Here is a 16,578-nt window from a genome sequence, read left to right on the forward strand (position 1 = left end):
ACAATTCTAAAAACCAATAAAGACTAATACTCCAAAACCTCTTTTTCATGTTTCAAGTTATAAAATGAAACCACTTAAATTTGTTCAAAATACCCTTCCAAGCTCAGAATGCTTAAATTTGAAAGATTACGTTTCAAAATTTTAAAAACTATAAGCCAGTAAAATATTCCTATTCAGAGAAGACTAAAATTCGATTTTTTTCAGATTATTTTTTATACACAAAAGTTCAACAAAGTGTCCCGCACAAGATCAATAATAATTAATAACTTAAATCATGAAAGTCAGTAAACAATTCGTCCTGAAAAGTATTTTCACACTACTATTTTGCCTTTCATTTGGCTTAACTTCAAAAATATCTGCTCAGGCAGATCCGCAGAAAGTAACAAAAGAGAATTTCCATGGTGTCATCGAACTTGACATTAGAAATTCAAAACCAGACTGGAAACCCTACACCAAAAAAGCAGCTCCAGAAGGTGCGCCAAACGTATTGTTTATCTTATACGACGACACGGGACAGGCTGCCTGGTCTCCTTATGGAGGAGCCATCAACATGCCAACACTACAAAAATTAGCAGACAATGGTATTACCTACACCCAATGGCACACTACAGCGTTATGTTCGCCAACTCGTTCTACTCTATTAACCGGTCGTAACCACCACTTAAATGGTATGGCATCCATCACCGAAACGACAGATGGTTATCCTGGAGCAAACGGACAAATCCCAGCTCAGTGTGCTACTATTGGTCAAGTATTACAACAAGCAGGATGGAGTACTTTCTGGATTGGAAAAAACCACAACGTACCTGAACAAGACGTTTCTTCTGGAGGCTCCAAAGCACAATGGCCAACCCAAATGGGCTTTGACCGCTATTATGGATTCATAGGAGGCGAAACCAACCAATGGTATCCTGATTTAATAGAAGACAACCACTTTATTGAGGCACCTTACACTCCTGAAGAGGGGTACCACTTATCTAAAGATTTAGCCGATAAAGCCATTGAATATATCAAAGACCAAAAAGCCACCAACCCTTCTAAACCATGGTATATGTGGTATTGTCCTGGAGCGAACCATGCACCACACCATGCACCAGAAGAGTACATTGCTAAATACAAAGGAAAATTTGATGCTGGTTACGATGCCTATCGCGAATGGGTATTACCTCGCATGATTGCTAAAGGAATTGTGCCTAAAGGAACTAAAAACACCGATTTCAATTTCTTACCTCCTAATATTGCTAATCCTGGTGATTATGTAAAACCTTGGAATAAACTAAGTGCTGATGAGAAAAAATTATTCTCAAAACTAGCTGAAGTTTATGCCGGTTTCTCCGAATACACTGATGCTCAAGTAGGACGTGTTATTGAGTATTTAGAAAAAACAGGTCAGTTAGAAAACACTGTAGTTCTTTACGCAGCCGATAATGGTGCTTCTGGCGAAGGTTCTCCTTCTGGATCTGTAAACGAAAACAAATTCTTTAATGGTTATCCTGATGAATTATCTGAAAATTTAAAATATTTGGATAAACTAGGAGGCCCAGATACTTACGAGCATTATCCTACTGGATGGGCTGCGGCTTTCTCTGCTCCTTACAAAATGTTTAAACGTTACAGTAATTATGCAGGAGGAACTTGTGATGCATTAGTAATTTCATGGCCAAAAGGAATTAAAGCCAGAGGCGAAATCCGTAATCAATACCACCATTCTACTGACATTGTACCTACAATTTTAGACATCTGTGGTTTAGAAATGCCTACTAAATATAATGGCGTAGATCAATATCCATTATCTGGAGTTTCAATGAAATATTCGTTTGATGCTAAACCAGATGCTCCTACTCAAAAACACATACAGTACTATACAATGTTGGGGACTCGTGCCATTTGGAAAGACGGTTGGAAAGCAGTTGCTGTACACGTACCACTTACGGGTAAAAGCAACTTTGACAAAGACGAATGGGAATTGTACAATGTAGATGTGGACAGAGCCGAGTCAAACAATTTGGCTAAAAAGAACCCTGACAAATTAAAAGAACTTAAAGATGCTTGGTTTGAAGAAGCGAATAAAAATTTAGTCTTACCTCTAGACGACCGTTCTCCTATGGAATTATTAAGCACGGAACGTCCTTCTCAAGAAAAACCAAAAACTCGTTACATTTACTATCCTGGAACTGCTGCCGTACCAGAAGGTGTAGCAGTAAACGTACGTGGTCGTTCATACAAAATTGTAGGCGATGTAGATATTAAATCGGGAGCTTCAGGAGTAGTTTTTGCTCACGGATCTCGCTTTGGAGGACACTCTTTATTCATCAAAGACAATAAATTATACTATGTATATAATTTCTTAGGAATTCAGCCAGAACAAACTTTTGTTTCATCGGCTACCTTAACTCCTGGTAAACATGCCTTAGGATTTGAGTTTGTAAGAGAAAGCACCGGTAAAAACGGAGAACAAATTGGTACAGGTCATTTATACATTGACGGCAAAGAAGTGGCCAAAGGCCCTATGAAAACACAACCCGGTAAATTTACACTTTCTGGTGATGGTCTTTGTGTAGGATTCGATAGTGGCGACGCTGTAAGTCATCAATATAAATCACCAGGCACTTTTAAAGGTGGAGAAATCTTAGGTGTTGGTGTTGATATTAGCGAACAAAGCTATGAAGACCTTAACAAAGAAGCTTTAAGAATTATGAAAAGCGAATAGTCTATAGAAAAACAAAATTAAAAGAGGTATTTATATACTAAAAAAAGTAAATAAAATACCTCTTTTTTATTAAAGATTAAAAACTAAATCACAATGACTAGTACAAGCCATCTTAAAAAAACACTTTTTCTAACAGCCCTTTTGTACTTAATCATTCAAAACAAAATCTCAGCTCAGGAAAACGAAGAAAAAACTTTTCATCCGCATCATCAAATAGGCATTTCTATCAATCATGCTCATGTTTTTGAAGGTCGTGATGACGAAGGAAATCGAAAAACTTTAACGCTTCCTGCTTGGGGAATTGATTATACGTTTCAGTTTCATGAAAAATGGGCTATTGGTCTTCATACCGATTTTATAGTGGAAAAATATAAAGTCGAAAAAGTTTATGCTAGCGAAGAAGACAAAGAAACTATAGAAAGAAGTTATCCTATTGCCCCTGCTCTTATGGGAATTTATAAACCAAACGAACATTGGAGTTTTCTTTTGGGTTTTGGTGGCGAATTTGCGAAAGAAGAAGATTTTTTCTTAACCCGTGCTGGTGTAGAATATGGTTATGAACTTCCTAAAGGATGGGAAATTTTTGGCACTGCGAGCTACGACTTTAAATGGAATGCATACGACAGCTGGGGAATCGGTTTAGGAATTGCGAAGAACTTTGGAGGAAGATAAACATTTTTAAAAACCAATTATGCACCTATATAAAACAAATAAAACTGTTTCTATTTTGAAGGTTATCTTGACATCCTTGATGCTGTTAGTTGGTTTTAATGGAATGGCACAGCTCGAAAAAGAAAAAGATACTGCTAAAATAATGACTGTTCGCTATGGAGATAAAGGATTTGAGTTGCGTACAAAAGATAATAAATTCCTGTTTCAATTGCATAGCCGACTCCAATTTCGTTTCTCTACACCATACGATACAGATCCTCTAACTTATGATGACTACAGCCAAGATGCTAAAACAACTTTCAAAATAAATCGTGCCAGGTTAAAAATTGGCGGTCATGCTTTTGAACCTTGGTTAAAATATTATTGGGAATACGAATTAAGTCAGTCCAATCTACTTGATTTTAGGCTTATGATCGAAAAATGGGACTTTCTGAGTTTTAAAGTTGGACAATGGAAAACAGAATTTACACGTGAACGCTTCATTAGTAGTGGTGAACAGCAAATGGTAGAACGATCTCTCATTAATCGACCTTTTACAGTTGATAGACAATTGGGTGTTGAAATCTATGGACATTTGAAAGGCGCTGGAATTGCCGACTTTAATTATTGGGCTGCAGCCTTGACAGGAACGGGACGCGGAAGCACTTCTAATGACGATAATCATTTAATGTATTTTGGAAGAGCACAATGGAATTTTTTAGGTAGATTTCTTGATTTTGAAGGTTGCGATTTAGAATTTCACGAAAAACCAACTCCAATTATTGCTTTCTCAGCTATAACCAACCGAAGCCCATATACCCGATTTTCGCAAGCTGGTGGAGGCTCTTTGGACGGATTCGAAGATGGTTTACCAGGTCAATATAGAGTCAATCAATGGAATTTGGAAACTGCTTTTATGTATCGTGGTTTTTCTTGGCAAAGCGAATGGCACACTAAAGAAATCATCGACAAATACAATAACAATGATTTGACTGTAATGAAGGGGTATTATATCCAAGCTGGGTATTTCTTTCACAATGTTTTTGAGTGGTGGCCCAAACACTTAGAAATGGCTGGCCGTCATGCAGCATACAGACCTGACAATTCTATAAGAGAAAACAGACAGGATGAGTCTACATTGGCTTTCAACTGGTTCTTCAAAGGACACAAAAACAAACTGACTTCAGAGGTAAGTTACTTTAGCTTTCAAGACAAAACATTGCCATTACAACAAGGGTGGCGATTTAGAATTCAATGGGATATCTCATTATAGCTTAAACTTTTAGTTCATTAACATAAATCAAGCCTTTTTTTTCATAACTTTAAATCACCTAAATTACTGAATATGAAAAACATATCGAAAACAGTAAAAAACCCTGCACTATTACTGTGCGTAATTGGAATTTTCTTCTTTATTTCAGCTGATGCCTTAGCGCAACGTCATCGAGCTGGAGGCGGTGGAGGAATGAATAGAGCTGGAGGTGCAACGCATACCAGACAAGCAAGACCTGCTACTCAATCTAGACCAAATGTGACTAGACCAGCTGCAACCACTAAGCCAGCGGCGACCAGACCAGGAGCAAATAACTCTGGAACTAAAATAAATAGGCCTTCAAACAATTCTAACAGAAATAATACTGTAAATAGAAACAATACCGTAAATAGAAATAATACAGTTAACAAAAATAATGTTGGCAACAGAAACACCAACATAAGCGGAAATACCGTTAATAGAAACAGGAATAACGTCAATATAAATGTAAATAATAGTGTTCATGTTCGTAACAATCGTAACACAGTTGTTAGACCTGGACCTCGACCATATGTGCGTCCTCCTTATGTTTATGGCGGTTACAGATACAATTGTTACCATCCTTACTATCCACGTCCGTATACGCCATTTTACTGGGGACCAGTTTGGCATCCTTGGGGATTTTTTGTCGCTACTTTAGCCGTTACGGCAATCGTCGTTAGTGTAGAAAGCACGCAGTATCATTACGATCAGGGAGTTTGGTACACCTCAACAAGCGGCGGTTATACAGCAGTTCCTGCACCAGTTGGCGGAACGGTAAATAATATTCCTAGCGGAGCAGAAACAGTAAATACCGGAACGGTAAATAATTATTATTACGGAGGAACGTATTATGAAAAAGATGGTGGAAAATATACTGTAGTTGCTCCTACAGCGGGAACAATTGTGGAGAAATTGCCTGAAGGCGGAGAAGAAGTCACAATAGGCGATGCTAAATATGTAAAATTTGGAGAAACCTATTATCAGCCTGTGCAAATTGACGGAAAAGATAAGTATGAGGTAGTTTCAGTTGAGAAAGAATAATATAATTTTATTAATTCTATAAAATTACTATAATTTTAAAACTTATTTTGTCTAATTTTATATCCGCTATTGACAACCATTATAAGCTCAAAAATAATAAACCATGAAAAACAAAACCTTTTGGATTTTTGCGTTACTTACATTATCCATTATTTCAATTGCTTACAGCTATACCAGATTTGCATTTAAAGAAGAAAAAACGGTCGCAGAATGTCATGAAGTTCCAAGCAACGTAGAATCAGAATTTAAACCGACTATAGAAAATAAATTCAAACCAACAGAAAAAGCGCCAAAAGGCATGGTTTGGATTCCTGGCGGTGAATTTTCTATGGGAAGCAATGTTGAAGATGAAAGTCTGTGCAGTATTAAAGGTGTAACAAAAGATGCAGCTCCAATTCACAGAGTGTATGTAGATGGTTATTATATGGATGAAACCGAAGTAACTAATGAAGAATTCGCAAAATTTGTAAAAGCGACTGGTTATGTTACTGTTGCTGAACAAAAACCAACAAAAGAAGAATTTCCAACGGCAAACGAGGAAGATTTAGTAACAGGTTCTGTAGTCTTCACTCCTACACCATCTGCAGTTAATTTGAATAATTTTCTGCAATGGTGGCGTTATGAGCCAGGTGCTGATTGGAGACATCCTGAAGGCCCACAAAGCACCATTAAAGGAAAAGAAAAATATCCAGTAGTACATGTTGTCTACGAAGATGCAGCGGCTTACGCGAAATGGGCTGGCAAAAGACTTCCGACAGAAGCAGAATGGGAATTTGCAGCACGCGGGGGGAAAACTGGAAATTTATACGCTTGGGGGAATGACTTAAAACCTAAAGGTAAATTTCAAGCAAATATTTACCAAGGACATTTCCCAATAAAAGATGGTGATACTGGCGAAGACGGATTTAAAGGAATCGCTCCAACAAGACAATATGCTCCAAACGCATATGGTTTGTATGATATGGCTGGAAATGTTTGGGAATGGGTAAACGATTGGTATAGCGTAGATTATTACAAATCATTGGCTGAAAGCGGTCAGATAGCTAAAAATCCGCAAGGACCAAGCGCTTATTACGATCCTAATGATCCTTCTGAAGTAAAACGCGTTCACCGTGGCGGTTCATTTTTATGCACTGACCAATATTGCACTCGATACATGGTGGGAACAAGAGGAAAAGGCGAAATCAGATCTGCCGCCAATCACGTTGGTTTTAGATGCGTAAAAAGCAAATAACAAACTTAAAATACCAGAAAGGGATTCAATTTAGAATCCCTTTTTTTATTAATTCAGATATTAGGAAGCTAAATTTTACAGCAGAAAAATTTTTCTATATTTGCTAAAAATTCAAAAAAATGCAACATATCATAGATCGCTTTATCAGTTATGTAACAATTGACACTGAATCGGATCCAAATTCACAAACAACTCCAAGCACACAAAAACAATGGAATCTTGCCAATAAACTAGTTGACGAACTAAAAGCAATTGGTCTTGAAGATGTAACTATAGATGACAAAGCCTACATCATGGCTACGCTTCCTAGCAATGTTGATCATGAAGTGCCAACAATAGGTTTTGTTTCTCATTTTGATACTTCGCCAGATTTTAGCGGAGCAAATGTAAAGCCACAAATCGTTGAAAACTACGACGGAAAAGATATCGTTTTGAATGCTGAGAAAAACATTGTTTTATCTCCAGATTACTTCAAAGATTTATTATTATATAAAGGTCAAACCATCATTACAACCGACGGAACGACTTTGTTAGGTGCCGATGATAAAGCTGGAATTACTGAAATTGTTTCGGCAATGGAATATCTTATTCAGCATCCAGAAATTAAACACGGAAAAATCAGAATTGGTTTTACTCCAGACGAAGAAATTGGTCGCGGTGCGCATCATTTTGATGTGGAAAAATTCGGAGCGCAATGGGCTTACACTATGGATGGAAGCCAAATTGGTGAATTAGAATATGAAAATTTTAATGCAGCTGGTGCTAAAATCACTTTCAAAGGAAAAAGCGTTCATCCGGGTTACGCAAAAGGAAAAATGATTAATTCTATGCTTTTGGCAAATGATTTTATCAACGAACTTCCAAAAGGAGAAACTCCTCAAGAAACTAGAGGTTACGAAGGTTTTTTCCATGTGCACCACATAAAAGGAAATATTGAAGAAACCGTTTTAGAACTAATTATCCGTGATCACAACAGAAAGAAATTTGAAAAACGTAAAGAATTGATTCATAAACTGGCGAAACAATTCAATAAAAAATTCGCGAAGAAATTTGGTGAGGATATTGTAATTGCAGAAGTTAAAGACCAATATTACAATATGAAAGAAAAAGTTCTTCCAGTAAAACATATTGTTGATATTGCCGAAAAAGCAATGAGAGAATTAAATATCAAACCAATCATAAAACCAATTCGTGGCGGTACAGACGGTTCTCAATTATCATTTATGGGATTGCCTTGTCCGAACATTTTTGCAGGTGGACATAATTTCCACGGAAAATACGAATATGTTCCTGCAGAAAGCATTCAAAAGGCAACCGATGTTATTGTAAAAATTGCTGAATTGACAGCTATTCCTGGAATTTTTGACGCACCAGAAAAATCTAAGAAAAGAAAATAATGGAATCAAATTCTGAAAATAAAGGCATGTGGAAATATGGCGCACAATGGGAAGAAGAATTAATTCTTCTTAAAGCCATTATTGACAAAACAGAATTGACTGAAACTACAAAATGGGGAGGTCCAGTTTTTGTTTACGAAAAGAAAAATGTTGTCGGAATTGGAGGATTTAAAGATTATTTTGCTTTGTGGTTTTTTAATGGAGTTTTCTTAAAAGATGAAAAAAAGAAACTTATAAATGCTCAAGAAGAAGTAACCAAATCTTTGCGTCAATGGCGATTTTTTTCAAAAGAAGAAATAAACGAAACGGTTATTTTGGAATACATAAAAGAAGCTATTGAAAATGAAAAGCAAGGAAAAGTTATTAAACCTGCAAAAAAGGAAGCAATAGTTTCAGAACTTCTAAATGCAGAAATGGCTAAAAACCCAGATTTGAAATCTGCTTTCGAAAAGTTTTCTCCGTATAAACAATATGAGTTTTTAGAATACATTGAATCTGCTAAACAGGAAAAAACTAAGATATCAAGGATCGAAAAAGTGGTTCCGATGATTTTAGCAAATGTTGGGCTGAATGATAAATACAGGTAATTTAATTTCAATATTTAAATTCCAAATTCCAATCTATACGAGACCTTTGTCAAAGTTTTAAACTTTGACAAAGGTTTTTCTTTTTTTGTCATCCTGACGAAGGAAGGATCACACTAGTAACTCCGCAAAGTATGGGGAAAAATCTTTGTCGATTCATACTTATCATCTTTCTTCATCAGAATAAAAAGATTCCTTCATACAGTTTGTCATTTCGAGAAACAAGAAATCTCCGCAAGAGACTCTACAAAGATTGGATATACTTTACGGAGTTTCTAGTGTGATTTCTCTCTTCGTTCGAAATGACAATACAAGACAAAAAAAAATCCCAAACTCCTATTTGGAATTTGGGATTTAAATATTGTAATTTAAAATTTATGCTTTCTTATTCAAAGCAGCGCTCAATTCTAAAGAAATAGCAGAACGCTCTAATTTTAATTTTCCAGACATAGTTTCGATTACAACAGTAGTTTCTGCTAGTTCAGCGATTTTACCGTGGAAACCACTTTTTGTTACTATTTTGTCACCTACTTTTAGGTTGCTTTCAAATTCTTTTTCGTTTTTAGCTCTTTTTTGCTGTGGTCTGATCATGAAGAAATAGATTACCACAAACATTAAAAGGAATGGCGCAAATTGAGATAATTGTCCCATAATTTAAATTTATTTTTGATTTATATTTAATATTTTCTTTTGCTCTTCGACTCCGCTCAGAGTTACAATGATTTTTTACATTCAATTTTGGCACTTCCTGATCCAGATTGGAATTTGGAATTTCAAAATTGATTATTTCAAACTTTTACATCAACCCTCTTCCCGTTTTTAGCATCTTTTTATTAGCGGTAAGCTCTTTAACAAGATTATCTAAAATTCCGTTGATAAAAATACTACTTTTTGGTGTAGAATACTCTTTTGCAATTTCTAAATATTCGTTAAGAGTTACTTTTACTGGAATTGAAGGGAATTTAACAAACTCGCAAATCGCCATTTTCAAGATAATCGTATCAATTTCAGCAATACGGTCACTGTCCCAGTTTGGTGTTTTATCTTCGTATTCTTTTGCAAAAGCAGTTTCATTTAAAATTGTTCTTCTAAATAAATCTTTAGCAAAATCTTTGTCCTCAATATCTTTATACAATTTTGGTACTCTGAAATCGTCTGGATCTTCAGTTTTAATAGCTTTCAATTGTTTCACGATATGTGTATTTACAACTGGAATATCATCAACCCAAGTCAATTTATCATCCTCCAAATACTCGTATAATTTTTCATTCGGAACAATAACGTTTTCAAACAAATCAATAATAAATTGTCTGTCTTCTTCAAACGTATTTACATTATTCGACATGTATTTTTTGTAGATATCGCTTGCTTTTACATCGTTTAAAAGCAAAATAATATAATCGTCGTTTAATGACCAGTTATTGATTTTTCGGTTTTCTAAAGCAATGCTAAGAGAATTACTTTCTGCTAAAAGCTGGAAGATTTTGTTTTTGATGAACTTTTCGTTCGGATTACGTTCTGCTGGAGTAGCAAGGTGTTTTTTACTTGACAGATGCAAATAGACAGCTTCTTTTTTGCAAATTTCTATCAATGAAGAAAGCATTATAAGATATAAGTCCTGAATATTATCTATGCTATAAAAAAGGAATTTCTCTTCTTTTTCCATATTATCAGAACCGCTTTGGTGCATTGCATAAATGGATTGCATTACTTTAACGCGTATGTGTCTTCTATTTACCACCGTGTAAGAACATTTAAAAATTAGTCTGCAAAAGTATAACTTTTGATGCGTATTTTAAAATTAATTCGCAAAAAAGTGACACTTTGAGGTGTCTGTTTTCAATATTAATCAGTTTTCAGTCGCAGTCGCAGTATTCAGTCTTGTTATCGTGATCAAACTGTAAACTGCGACTGCGACTGAAAACTAAAAAAAATCTCAGTTTCCAGTAGATCTGAAAACTGAGACTGAGACTGTAAACTTAAAAATTACTTAGAAGCGTTCTCGATTCTTCTTTGATCGATACGATTTTGAGCAATTGTAAGCGCCGCTTTATGAGTTGTAATATTGTTTTTAGCAGCAAAATCAATAATCTCTAAAGTAGTATTATAGATATTTTCTGTTTTGCTCATGATTTCAGCTTTACCATAGTTTGCCAATTCAGCATAAACATTAATAATTCCACCGGCATTGATTAAGAAATCTGGAGCGTATAAAATTCCTCTTTCTTGTAAAATAGCACCGTGAACATTTTCGTCTGCTAACTGATTGTTGGCTGCACCAGCAATAACTTTAGCTTTAATTTTATTTACTGTATTATCATTGATTGTTGCTCCCATTGCACAAGGCGCGTAGATATCAACATCTGCAGTATATAAATCTTCACCAGTATAAATTGCTGCATTGTATTTTGAAGCAACTTGGTATAATTTTTCTTCGTTGATGTCAGTAATCGTTACTTGCGCTCCTTCTTTAGTTAAATAATCAACCAAAGTTTCACCCACGTGTCCAATTCCTTGCACTAAAACTTTTTTACCCTCTAAAACATCAGAACCAAACTGACTTTTAGCAGCAGCTTTCATACCTAAATAAACTCCGTAAGCAGTAACTGGAGAAGGGTTTCCAGAACCACCTCTTTCTTCAGAAATTCCAGTAACATAAGGCGTAACATCTCTTACAGTATCCATGTCTTTAGTTTCCATTCCGACATCTTCTGCAGTGATGTATCTTCCGCTTAATGAATGAACAAATTCACCAAACTTACGCATTAATTCAGGTGTTTTTTGAGTTTTAGCATCACCGATAATTACAGCTTTACCTCCACCAATATTAAGTCCAGTAATGGCAGATTTAAACGTCATACCTCTAGAAAGACGTAAAACATCGTTTAAAGCTTCCCATTCTGTGTTATAATTCCACATTCTGGTTCCTCCCAAAGCTGGCCCCATAACCGAATTATGAATACCAATAATTGCTTTTAAACCTGTATCTTTGTCATTGCAAAATACAATTTGTTCGTGATCGTCAAAAGATAATTGACCAAAAACAGGATCCATTTTTTGAAGTTCCTTTCCAGTTGCGAAAGTTGCATCCATAGCGCTAGTATTAATTAGGTTAAAATTATGAATTCGTCAAAAAGACTTCTCAAACATAATTAAAAAATACACATGCGCTAATTTTTTGTCTTTAAAATAACAATTTTACAATATAATTGTTTTGATTAAATCGCAAATTATTATAATTTTATTTAATAATAATTCTTAAATCTAAATCAATTCAATATCATATTTCTTAAAAAAATGAAAGAATTAAGCTATTTAAACAAATATTTCATCAAATATAAATACAGTTTTTCACTTGGAATTTTAATCACCATAATCGCACAAATATTTTCTTTATTTACTCCAAAGCTCATTAGCAAGTCTTTAAACGCTATTGAGAATTTTGACAAACTTTCTGCTACAGATCAAAAATCAGAAATTGTAATTGCTACTTTTCGTCAGGATCTCATTCATAATGTGCTACTTATCATAGGAACTACGATTGTTGCTGGGTTTTTAACGTTTTTAATGCGCCAAACTTTAATTGTAATGTCGCGCCATATCGAGTTTGATTTAAAAAATGAAGTTTTTAGACAATACGAGAATCTTTCACAGAATTTTTACAAACAAAATAGAACTGGCGATTTAATGAACCGTATTAGCGAAGACGTTTCAAAAGTTCGTATGTACGTTGGGCCAGCAGTAATGTATACTATAAATACAGCTATCCGTTTTGCTATCGTTATATTATATATGTATAATGTATCACCGCTGCTTACCTTATATACTATATTGCCATTACCGATACTTTCTTATTGTATTTTTAAACTAAGCTCAGAAATCAATAAGCGAAGCACTACATTTCAGCAATATCTTTCTAAAGTTTCAAGTTTCACACAGGAAATCTTTTCAGGAATTCGCGTTATAAAAGCCTATTCTCTAGAAGATCAGCATCAGAATAATATGGTTGATCTTGCCGAAGAAAGCAAGCGTAAAAGTTTAAGTCTTGCAAGAGTACAATCGCTATTTGGTCCGTTGATGATTGCGCTTATTGGAATCAGTAACTTGGTTGTGATTTATTTTGGAGGCGTTATGTACATCAATGGAAGTATTCCAAATATCGGAACCATCGCAGAGTTTATATTATATGTAAACATGCTGACTTGGCCGGTTGCTTCTTTAGGATGGGTTTCTTCTATGGTTCAAGAAGCGGAAGCTTCTCAGAAACGTTTGAATGAATTTTTGAAAATCGAACCAGAAATCAAAAACAACAATGAAAACACTTCAGAAATTCAAGGAAATATCTCTTTTGAAAATGTTTCTTTCACCTATCAGGATACTAATATTGAAGCTTTGAAAAATGTTTCTTTTACCGTAAAAAAAGGAGAAACATTGGCTATCTTAGGAAAAACAGGCTCTGGAAAATCGACTATTCTTTCATTGATTTCAAGATTGTATGATGTAACCGAAGGAGAAGTGAAAATTGACGAAAACGAAATCAGTACTTTAAACTTAAATGATCTTCGAAATAATATCGGAATCGTTCCTCAAGATGCTTTCTTATTTTCGGATACAATTAAAAACAATATCAAATTCGGAAATCAAAATGCAACGGATGAAGAAGTAATTGAAGCAGCTAAAAACGCTGTGGTTCATGATAACATTATTGCCTTTAACAAACAGTATGACACCGTTTTAGGAGAAAGAGGAATCACACTTTCTGGCGGACAAAAACAGCGTGTTTCGATTGCAAGAGCGATTATAAAAAATCCAGCAATCTTACTTTTTGACGACTGTTTATCTGCAGTAGATACCGAAACTGAAGAGTTGATTTTGAATAATTTATTTGAAATTTCTAAAGATAAAACCACCATAATTGTAAGTCATCGAGTATCATCTGCCAAAAATGCAGACAAAATTATTATCTTAGAAGATGGTAAGATAATTCAACAAGGTTCTCATAATCAATTAATAAATCAAGAAGGTTATTATGCATCGTTATATTTAAAACAACTTTCGGAAAAAGAATTACTTTAATTGTTGCGTAATAGATAATTTTTTATGATTTTTGAGTACTATTAATTCCAAAAATGATAGAACGTATTATGAGAGAAAATGACATGTTAGAAAAAGAAGAGATTTTTTCTAAAGTATTACGAGCAGGAAGAAGAACTTATTTCTTTGATGTGAGAGCTACCAAAGCTGATGATTATTACATTACTATTACCGAAAGCAAAAAATTTACTGAGGAAGATGGTTCTTTTCACTTCAAAAAACACAAAATTTACTTATACAAAGAAGATTTTAGTGCTTTCGCCGAAATATTAGAGGAAATGACTTCTTATGTTTTGAACCACAAAGGCGAAGAAGTAATTTCTGAAAGACATCAAAAAGATTTTAAGAAAGAATACAGTTCTGAAAAAGCTGAAGGTCAAAGATCTAGTTTTACAGATATCGATTTTGATGATATTTAATCAAGATCATCTATATAAATTAGGAGTCCAATTTGTTCTGCATTTTGGACTTTTTTTATATATTTATTTTATTGTTAAATGTGAATGGTAAAATGTGAAACGCAATAAATGAATTTTAAGATGATCCTTTTTCACATTTCACATCTTACATAAAACTTCTAACAAATTAAAAAATGAAAAAATTAATAGTTCTTTTAAGTTTCTTCTTCTTTGTAATTTCTCTTTCTGCACAGAATACAGAATATGAAACGAAAAATAATATTCAATATTATAATGCATCAGCAAATAAATCAGATAAATATATCAGCGAAAGATGTGTTTTAGATATTTATTATCCAAAAAATAAATCCGGATTTGCCACAATCGTTTGGTTTCACGGTGGCGGATTAACTGGCGGAAACAAAGAAATTCCTGAAGCTTTAAAAAATAAAGGTTTTGCTATTATTGGCGTAAATTATAGATTATCTCCAAAAGCAAAAGCTGAAAAAGCTATTGAAGATGCAGCTGCGGCAGTAGCTTGGGCTTTTAATAATATTTCAAATTATGGTGGCGATAAATCTCAGATTTTCGTTTCTGGACACTCTGCAGGAGGATATTTAGCTTTAATGATAGGTCTTAATAAAAAATATCTTCAGAAAGAAAATATTGATGCCAATCAAATCGCAGGACTTATTCCGTTTAGCGGACAATGCATTACACATTTCGAAATTAGAAGAGAAAATGGAATTCCAGAAAAACAGCCAACAATTGATGAATTTGCGCCTTTATATCACGTTCGCGCCGATGCTCCGCCTTTATTGTTAATCACTGGAGATCGCGAACTTGAAATGTTGGGACGTTATGAAGAAAATGCATACATGGCCAGAATGATGAAATTGGTAGGACATACACAAACTAAACTGTATGAATTAGACGGTTACGGTCACGGAATGACAGAACCTGGTTTTCCGCTTTTAGTAAACGAAGTAAACCGAATTTTAAAAGAACGCAAAAAATAATCACTAAATAAAATTCCACGGCAATGGAGACACAACTATTAATTATACCAGGACTTGGAGATTCTGGAGAAAAACATTGGCAGACCTTTTGGCATGAAAAATTCGAAAATTCAATTCGCGTTGTACAAGACAATTGGGATGAACCAATTCGTGAAGAATGGCTTGACCGATTAAACGAGAACATCTTAAAACTTAACAAACCAACTATTTTAGTTGCGCATAGCCTAGCTGTTTCATTGGTTTTGCATTGGGCAGAAAAAAATAATAACGATAATATTATTGGTGCTTTTTTAGTTGCGCCTGCAGACGTCGATTCACCTCAACATACACCAGAATGCACAAGAAATTTTTCGCCAATCCCGCTTTATAAATTACCTTTTCCATCGGTAGTTGTGGCAAGCGAAAATGATCCTTATGCTTCTTTTGAAAGAAAAAAACTCTTCGCCGAAAAATGGGGAAGCGATTTTGTAAATATCGGTCAGCAAGGACACATTAATTCCGATTCTGATTTGAAATATTGGGAAGAAGGACAGGCTATTTTACAGAAGTTGATTGAAAAGATAAACCTTTAACTTAACCGCAAAGTTCGCAAAGATTTACGCAAGGTTCGCAAAATTAATAATGCAAAGCTTTGCGAACTTTAACCGACAAAAAACTCCGCATAAAGCCTTGCGCTCTTTGCGTAAATCTTTGTGAACTTTGCGGTTAAAATAAGTATAAAAACTATCCAATTCTTAATCCATTTGGTATTCTAAAATCGGGAGCCAATAAAATCACGTCTCCCTCCTCGCCTACAGCGCCAAGAACCAAACATTCACTCATAAATTTTCCAATTTGTTTTCGAGGAAAATTGACAACTGCTACAATCTGACGATTAACTAAATCTTCTTTCTGATATCTTTTGGTGATTTGTGCCGATGATTTTCTAATTCCTATTTCTGAACCAAAATCAATTGTAAGCTGATAAGCTGGTTTTCTGGCTTCAGGAAAATCGTTTACTTCTAAAATAGTTCCTACGCGCATATCTGTGCGTTCAAATTCGTTCCAGGTTAAATCCATTTTTCAATTATTAGATTTACAAACCTATAAATTTTGTAATTAATGCGCCTAATTCTATAACCTATTTCTTTTTCTTTAAATCTAATTTTACGAGAAG

The 16,578-nt window shown here is 34.6% G+C and carries 15 protein-coding genes; 11 read left to right on the forward strand and 4 right to left on the reverse strand.

The window, feature by feature from the left end:
- Nucleotides 1-274: 274 nt before the first annotated feature.
- The 7 genes from OD917_RS20450 (at nt 275) to OD917_RS20480 (ending at nt 8,914) form a co-directional block, all read left to right on the forward strand.
- Nucleotides 275-2,710 carry an arylsulfatase gene (locus OD917_RS20450; RefSeq protein WP_263525250.1) on the forward strand — a complete coding sequence of 812 codons (2,436 nt, stop codon included), beginning with the start codon at nt 275-277 and terminating at the stop codon, nt 2,708-2,710.
- Nucleotides 2,711-2,803: 93 nt separating this feature from the next.
- A complete protein-coding gene (locus tag OD917_RS20455; RefSeq protein WP_263525251.1) occupies nt 2,804-3,382 on the forward strand; it encodes a hypothetical protein in 579 nt (192 codons plus the stop codon).
- A 19-nt stretch (nt 3,383-3,401) separates the two neighbouring features.
- Nucleotides 3,402-4,634 carry an OprO/OprP family phosphate-selective porin gene (locus OD917_RS20460; protein WP_263525252.1) on the forward strand — a complete coding sequence of 411 codons (1,233 nt, stop codon included), beginning with the start codon at nt 3,402-3,404 and terminating at the stop codon, nt 4,632-4,634.
- A 72-nt stretch (nt 4,635-4,706) separates the two neighbouring features.
- Complete coding sequence (locus OD917_RS20465; RefSeq protein ID WP_263525253.1) at nt 4,707-5,696, forward strand: DUF3300 domain-containing protein; 990 nt, start codon at nt 4,707-4,709, stop codon at nt 5,694-5,696.
- A gap of 103 nt (nt 5,697-5,799) precedes the next feature.
- Nucleotides 5,800-6,930 (forward strand): formylglycine-generating enzyme family protein, encoded by a 1,131-nt coding sequence (locus tag OD917_RS20470; protein WP_263525254.1) that lies wholly within the window; start codon nt 5,800-5,802, stop codon nt 6,928-6,930.
- A gap of 119 nt (nt 6,931-7,049) precedes the next feature.
- Nucleotides 7,050-8,327, forward strand: coding sequence for a peptidase T (gene pepT / locus OD917_RS20475; protein WP_263525255.1), 1,278 nt, complete (start codon nt 7,050-7,052; stop codon nt 8,325-8,327).
- Nucleotides 8,327-8,914 carry a YdeI/OmpD-associated family protein gene (locus OD917_RS20480; RefSeq protein ID WP_263525256.1) on the forward strand — a complete coding sequence of 196 codons (588 nt, stop codon included), beginning with the start codon at nt 8,327-8,329 and terminating at the stop codon, nt 8,912-8,914. Before pepT ends, OD917_RS20480 begins: the two co-directional genes overlap by 1 nt.
- Nucleotides 8,915-9,286: 372 nt before the next feature.
- Here OD917_RS20480 and yajC read toward each other — a convergent pair whose 3' ends face one another.
- From yajC to OD917_RS20495, 3 genes are all read right to left on the reverse strand, one after another.
- Nucleotides 9,287-9,562 carry a preprotein translocase subunit YajC gene (gene yajC, locus OD917_RS20485; RefSeq protein ID WP_008462186.1) on the reverse strand — a complete coding sequence of 92 codons (276 nt, stop codon included), beginning with the start codon at nt 9,560-9,562 and terminating at the stop codon, nt 9,287-9,289.
- 145 nt (nt 9,563-9,707) lie between these two features.
- Nucleotides 9,708-10,619 carry a transcription antitermination factor NusB gene (gene nusB / locus OD917_RS20490; protein WP_263525257.1) on the reverse strand — a complete coding sequence of 304 codons (912 nt, stop codon included), beginning with the start codon at nt 10,617-10,619 and terminating at the stop codon, nt 9,708-9,710.
- 278 nt (nt 10,620-10,897) lie between these two features.
- Nucleotides 10,898-12,004, reverse strand: a complete 1,107-nt coding sequence (locus OD917_RS20495; RefSeq protein WP_318013907.1) for a Glu/Leu/Phe/Val dehydrogenase — start codon at nt 12,002-12,004, stop codon at nt 10,898-10,900.
- A gap of 204 nt (nt 12,005-12,208) precedes the next feature.
- On the opposite strand from OD917_RS20495, the gene OD917_RS20500 reads away from it, so the two are divergent.
- The 4 genes from OD917_RS20500 to OD917_RS20515 all read left to right on the forward strand — a co-directional run bounded on the left by OD917_RS20500 (nt 12,209) and on the right by OD917_RS20515 (nt 15,994).
- Complete coding sequence (locus OD917_RS20500) at nt 12,209-13,987, forward strand: ABC transporter ATP-binding protein (protein WP_263525258.1); 1,779 nt, start codon at nt 12,209-12,211, stop codon at nt 13,985-13,987.
- Nucleotides 13,988-14,055: 68 nt separating this feature from the next.
- Complete coding sequence (locus tag OD917_RS20505; protein WP_111287605.1) at nt 14,056-14,424, forward strand: PUR family DNA/RNA-binding protein; 369 nt, start codon at nt 14,056-14,058, stop codon at nt 14,422-14,424.
- 173 nt (nt 14,425-14,597) lie between these two features.
- Nucleotides 14,598-15,422, forward strand: coding sequence for an alpha/beta hydrolase (locus tag OD917_RS20510; protein ID WP_263525259.1), 825 nt, complete (start codon nt 14,598-14,600; stop codon nt 15,420-15,422).
- A 23-nt stretch (nt 15,423-15,445) separates the two neighbouring features.
- On the forward strand, nt 15,446-15,994 hold the full coding sequence (locus OD917_RS20515) for an RBBP9/YdeN family alpha/beta hydrolase (RefSeq protein ID WP_263525260.1): 549 nt from the start codon (nt 15,446-15,448) through the stop codon (nt 15,992-15,994).
- 151 nt (nt 15,995-16,145) lie between these two features.
- Here OD917_RS20515 and OD917_RS20520 read toward each other — a convergent pair whose 3' ends face one another.
- Nucleotides 16,146-16,481: a tRNA-binding protein gene (locus OD917_RS20520; protein ID WP_263525261.1), complete on the reverse strand. Its 336-nt coding sequence runs from the start codon at nt 16,479-16,481 to the stop codon at nt 16,146-16,148.
- Nucleotides 16,482-16,578: the final 97 nt, after the last annotated feature.

The organism is Flavobacterium sp. SH_e (assembly GCF_025717045.1).
Classification (GTDB): Bacteria; Bacteroidota; Bacteroidia; order Flavobacteriales; family Flavobacteriaceae; genus Flavobacterium.

What these genes read in the sequence shown, in the direction of transcription:
- OD917_RS20450 (WP_263525250.1), top strand. Translation starts at nt 275, where the DNA reads ATGAAAGTCAGTAAACAATTCGTCCTGAAAAGTATTTTCACACTACTA.
- OD917_RS20455 (WP_263525251.1), top strand. Translation starts at nt 2,804, where the DNA reads ATGACTAGTACAAGCCATCTTAAAAAAACACTTTTTCTAACAGCCCTT.
- OD917_RS20460 (WP_263525252.1), top strand. Translation starts at nt 3,402, where the DNA reads ATGCACCTATATAAAACAAATAAAACTGTTTCTATTTTGAAGGTTATC.
- OD917_RS20465 (WP_263525253.1), top strand. Translation starts at nt 4,707, where the DNA reads ATGAAAAACATATCGAAAACAGTAAAAAACCCTGCACTATTACTGTGC.
- OD917_RS20470 (WP_263525254.1), top strand. Translation starts at nt 5,800, where the DNA reads ATGAAAAACAAAACCTTTTGGATTTTTGCGTTACTTACATTATCCATT.
- pepT (WP_263525255.1), top strand. Translation starts at nt 7,050, where the DNA reads ATGCAACATATCATAGATCGCTTTATCAGTTATGTAACAATTGACACT.
- OD917_RS20480 (WP_263525256.1), top strand. Translation starts at nt 8,327, where the DNA reads ATGGAATCAAATTCTGAAAATAAAGGCATGTGGAAATATGGCGCACAA.
- yajC (WP_008462186.1), bottom strand. Translation starts at nt 9,562, where the DNA reads ATGGGACAATTATCTCAATTTGCGCCATTCCTTTTAATGTTTGTGGTA.
- nusB (WP_263525257.1), bottom strand. Translation starts at nt 10,619, where the DNA reads ATGCAATCCATTTATGCAATGCACCAAAGCGGTTCTGATAATATGGAA.
- OD917_RS20495 (WP_318013907.1), bottom strand. Translation starts at nt 12,004, where the DNA reads ATGGATGCAACTTTCGCAACTGGAAAGGAACTTCAAAAAATGGATCCT.
- OD917_RS20500 (WP_263525258.1), top strand. Translation starts at nt 12,209, where the DNA reads ATGAAAGAATTAAGCTATTTAAACAAATATTTCATCAAATATAAATAC.
- OD917_RS20505 (WP_111287605.1), top strand. Translation starts at nt 14,056, where the DNA reads ATGAGAGAAAATGACATGTTAGAAAAAGAAGAGATTTTTTCTAAAGTA.
- OD917_RS20510 (WP_263525259.1), top strand. Translation starts at nt 14,598, where the DNA reads ATGAAAAAATTAATAGTTCTTTTAAGTTTCTTCTTCTTTGTAATTTCT.
- OD917_RS20515 (WP_263525260.1), top strand. Translation starts at nt 15,446, where the DNA reads ATGGAGACACAACTATTAATTATACCAGGACTTGGAGATTCTGGAGAA.
- OD917_RS20520 (WP_263525261.1), bottom strand. Translation starts at nt 16,481, where the DNA reads ATGGATTTAACCTGGAACGAATTTGAACGCACAGATATGCGCGTAGGA.